3 protein-coding genes and 1 pseudogene are annotated in these 3,910 nt (G+C 47.4%); 2 read left to right on the top strand and 2 right to left on the bottom strand.

Annotated features, from left to right (window positions below):
• Positions 1-40: 40 nt before the first annotated feature.
• Both FKW31_RS15460 and FKW31_RS15455 read right to left on the bottom strand, forming a co-directional pair.
• Positions 41-1,591 carry an ankyrin repeat domain-containing protein gene (locus FKW31_RS15460; protein WP_150179019.1) on the bottom strand — a complete coding sequence of 517 codons (1,551 nt, stop codon included), beginning with the start codon at positions 1,589-1,591 and terminating at the stop codon, positions 41-43.
• Positions 1,592-2,113: 522 nt separating this feature from the next.
• Positions 2,114-2,236: pseudogene (locus FKW31_RS15455) on the bottom strand (type II toxin-antitoxin system PemK/MazF family toxin); the annotation flags it as partial.
• Between the two features lie 352 nt (positions 2,237-2,588).
• On the opposite strand from FKW31_RS15455, the gene FKW31_RS15450 reads away from it, so the two are divergent.
• Together FKW31_RS15450 and FKW31_RS15445 are read left to right on the top strand one after the other, a co-directional pair.
• Positions 2,589-2,810, top strand: coding sequence for a hypothetical protein (locus tag FKW31_RS15450; protein WP_150179017.1), 222 nt, complete (start codon positions 2,589-2,591; stop codon positions 2,808-2,810).
• 104 nt (positions 2,811-2,914) lie between these two features.
• Entirely contained in the window at positions 2,915-3,538 is a 624-nt protein-coding gene (locus tag FKW31_RS15445) for a hypothetical protein (RefSeq protein WP_166443431.1), read from the top strand.
• The last annotated feature ends 372 nt before the right edge of the window (positions 3,539-3,910 follow it).

The raw sequence follows: 3,910 nt of genomic DNA, 5'->3' as shown, positions 1-3,910 counted from the left end.
GTCAATATTCCAGATCGGGCTCCTGTGGGATGACTGAATTCTACAAAATGACCCGAAATTGCCTCAAGTGTGAGAAATCCGCGTCGAGAATCAATCGCCTATTGGCAGTCTCGTATATCGAAATCAGTTCGTCCAACCTGATGCAGTGATCGCCACTAGGTTCTTCTCTTTCAAGATCTCTGACCAATTCCTTTTGAAATGTCAAAGTGAGATCAAGTGTCGCAAGCGCTGCAAGCGCTGTCCGTCGCGGCTTGCCATCCATCACGCGACCATTGAATTGCCAAGCTCTCAGAGTTTCTACAGCTGACAACACCTTGACTGTTTCAGCATGATCGGACCGTGAAGGAAAAAGAGTGCGTAGTGAGACAGACCTAGGAGACCTGAGACCGTCTCGGATATTGTCGAAGGCTTCAAGAATGATTTTTATGGTAGGCTTGGAGGCGAGAATTCCCAACTGCAATTCCTGCCTTGCCATGACCATTGGTTCCAGAAGCCGCAGTTCTCTGCCCTTGTCCATCATGAAGCGCTGTGTTCCGGGAAGTCGCGTCTTGCGGCTTAAGATCGCCTCAATAGCTTCGGCAAGCTCATCGGACGAGATCGTCGATCTGACATCCCAGAGATGAGCCTCGCAACCATTGATCGGGTCGATAAGGTTGAAGCCTGCTGCTTCGAGAGTATGCTTCAGGTTGATGCGCAGCACATCAAGATCACCATTGCCTTCACAAAGGATAGCAAGTTGATCAACGTCATCAAACGAGCACCATCCCTTGGTCATGATTGTCTTTGCCCATGCCTTGCATATCTCAGGATCGATGGACAGCCGTGTGCCAGTCTGGACAATGGCACGCCTGACCGATTGTCGTCCACGTTTGCGGACCTTCAAAAAATCATGTTCTCCACCGTGATCTGAAGCTGCAACGACACCGGAACTAATCCCCTCTCCGACAATTTGGACAGGCGACAGGTCAAGATCCCAACTCTTGTCGGCCTCAGGGATAACAAACGATGAACTGACAAGCGCGACGAATGTCCCCGAAGCCGCTTCTCCTGCGTGATACCCAAAAAACTCCTCTGGTTCTACCTCGGCCTCAAACGCCGGGAGAGCATCAAGATCATCGATCGTATCGTTCATCTCTAACTTTGAGGCGATACTAAGGCTTTGCCTAGTAGCAGCGACCTCGGTCGCCATGCGACCAATTTTGCCCTGTGACAAGTCATCATGCTCACCAATGGAAGGCAACGAAGTCGCAATAAGAGAGGAAAGAAACTGCGCGGCGAGAGTATGACCTTCGGCAAATGCAGCCTCTGCGGGTGTCTGCCCGTTATGGTTGAGCAATCTGGGATTGGCACCTGACCGAATAAAGAGGTCACAAACGGCAAGATTACCCATGCGTGCAGAAAGGTGAAGTGGCGTGTCACCTTCTGGAGAAACAGCATGCAGACGAGGAGATGTCGAGAAGGCAACAAGCCTTTCCATATTCCCTCCAGCAATCCATTCAATCTCAAGAGGATTGAGAACTGGGACTTTCGTTTTGCTTTTCGGTCTTGCGCCGCTTCTGAAGAGACGGGACAGTCTACCCAGGATACTCATGAACAATCACCGCATTGGCCTAGTAGGTTCACGGTTTCTTGGTGACTGATGAGGCTCGGCCACCAGAACTCATGGCGACACACCATCCCCCACCCCATAGGCAGAGCGTTCGACAAAAGCGGATGTGGTCCGATCTCTGACATTCCCTCGGCATCCACAACAGCCTCCCATTTCCTACCGCACATAAAAACCATGCGCTCGGTTCCTGGACTTACAAGTCTAGCCCGTCAAGGTTCTAGAAAGTATGTGCCAAGTTCAAGACACATCCCTTGAACCAAAAAAAATAAAGACAACAGCAATATAGATTTCTGTAATATTTTCAATAGTATAGTAATTTTATAAAAATTTATGGTATAATATATTTTTTGATTTATATTTTTCGATGGCATACAAGTGGTGACACTGATGTCAGGTGTACAATCGAATGTGTCGTGTTAATTATCATGCACCTAGAATGAGCTGCCTACTCCATCAGGACCATGAAAATCTGGTCAAAACATGAGTTTACCACATTCACGCAGCCAATGACGCTTCAAAAAGATAGCTTTTGATTCTGGTCGTTTTCGGACAGCACAGCACCATTCCAGCCTTAGCGTTATAGCCTGCAGAACTCAGTACAACAGCAGGCCGGTGCCCTGCGCGCACTTAACCCGCAATCACCATGTGAAGAACAATCCAGTTTAACATTATTGTGATATTTCAAGGTTTTACTTAATTTATTACTACAAAAGCGAGCGAGTTTGAGTTCTCCAGTTCACAGTGACTATTTTTACCCCTTAAATAATTCTGTTTCTTTTCATATTTACACTTATACAATCACATTATTGCAACTTTATTCTAGTTATTGGAGAATATATTGCTGAATTCATATTCGTTTTATTTTCGAGGTTTCATACTCTCCATTCCCCAAAGGATTTTGGATTTCTTTCCTTTCTTCTGATTTTTTCAATGAGTGAGACCTCGTTCTTCTTCCTTTTGAACGAGAGAAAAAATATCCATGTCACATCATGACTCTATAGCGTCTGCCGTCGAAGCAGATGTCTTCCAAATTGCAGCACTGCATCGCCTTCTGAACTTTACCCTGACCGAGTGTCTGGGGGGAAATGGCTTTGACACCTCTGTCCTTGAAGGGGCCGTGGTCCTTACGCGTGTGATCAACCAGAAATTCAATCGCGTGACGAAAGCCATTCTGGACGGTCCATCTGTGCAACAGGATTGATCCCGACAGACGTCCTCATCACACTTTTCATCTTCCCACTCATCATGTGTCGCTATCGAACAGTTCGTTGCTGCACAGACATAAAATTTTCCAGGACATCACCCATGACTTATGACCGCTTCAATAACCGGATGCCACACTGGCTGTCAGAGCAGTTCTTCCGTCCGGCAGAGCTAGACCACTATGCTCGTATCTCCCGTGAACTGCTTGTTACTCCTACACCACAGATGCTTGAATTCTGTGATGGCGCTCAGGAAATTGTCTCCCGCTACAATACTGATAAAACCCTCTGGCGTCTGTTTCGCCAGAAAGTTACTGAACGCCATCCAGATCTACCAGCGTGGCAGCAGGATGTTTGCATCAATGGCCACAAAATTAGCAGCATGGTCGAATTGGCCGTGTATCGCCGGCTGCTTCTGGAAGCTCCTGCCACGCTCAATCTTAGAATACAGCCCTTCATTCGAGAACTGGACTACAAGGGGCAAGCTGATTTCAGTCTTTTCTGTAAAGGTCATCCCACTCTTTATATTGAAGTAGCGGGAACCGTGACCAGCCAGGGCAAATCAGTGTCCAAGGCGGCAGAAAACTTCAGACCAGGCATTGAGGAGCGCCTTTTTCGATATGTCGGCGTTGCGCCTGTCGAAATGATCCATGTTGACGAGGTCTGTCATGTTAGAGTGCAGACGGAACGCGTCAGGCACATTATAGCCCGAGCACGTTCGGTATGATTTCCAAGGCTAAAAAACGCGTAAATCATGTGGCGGATAGAGGTCGTCGTAAGGTGAACTTTTTGCTCCTCCACTCTCTTTCTTCTTACGGGAATATCCTACCATCCCCAGTATATTTCGCAGCGAAATTTTCACCAGACCTTGCCGTTCCGGAGCCAATGAGCCAGAATTGAGTCAATCTGGATGATGATCTCCAGTGATTTCGAATGAAGTGTGATGAACTAAATTGGCTTAATATCAACGATATAGAAGATTACCTGGCTGTTTTCCTGAACTATATGGCGCCCTTTCACGGCGGCAACACGGGTTCGAATCCCGTACGGGACGCCAAGTTTTTCAAGGACTTGCAGCAGGTTAATCTGAAAATCGTTG

The sequence above is a fragment of the Acetobacter sp. DmW_136 genome (assembly GCF_008690365.1).
GTDB lineage: Bacteria > Pseudomonadota > Alphaproteobacteria > Acetobacterales > Acetobacteraceae > Acetobacter > Acetobacter oryzifermentans.
This window is presented reverse-complemented; position numbering and strand designations above follow the sequence as displayed.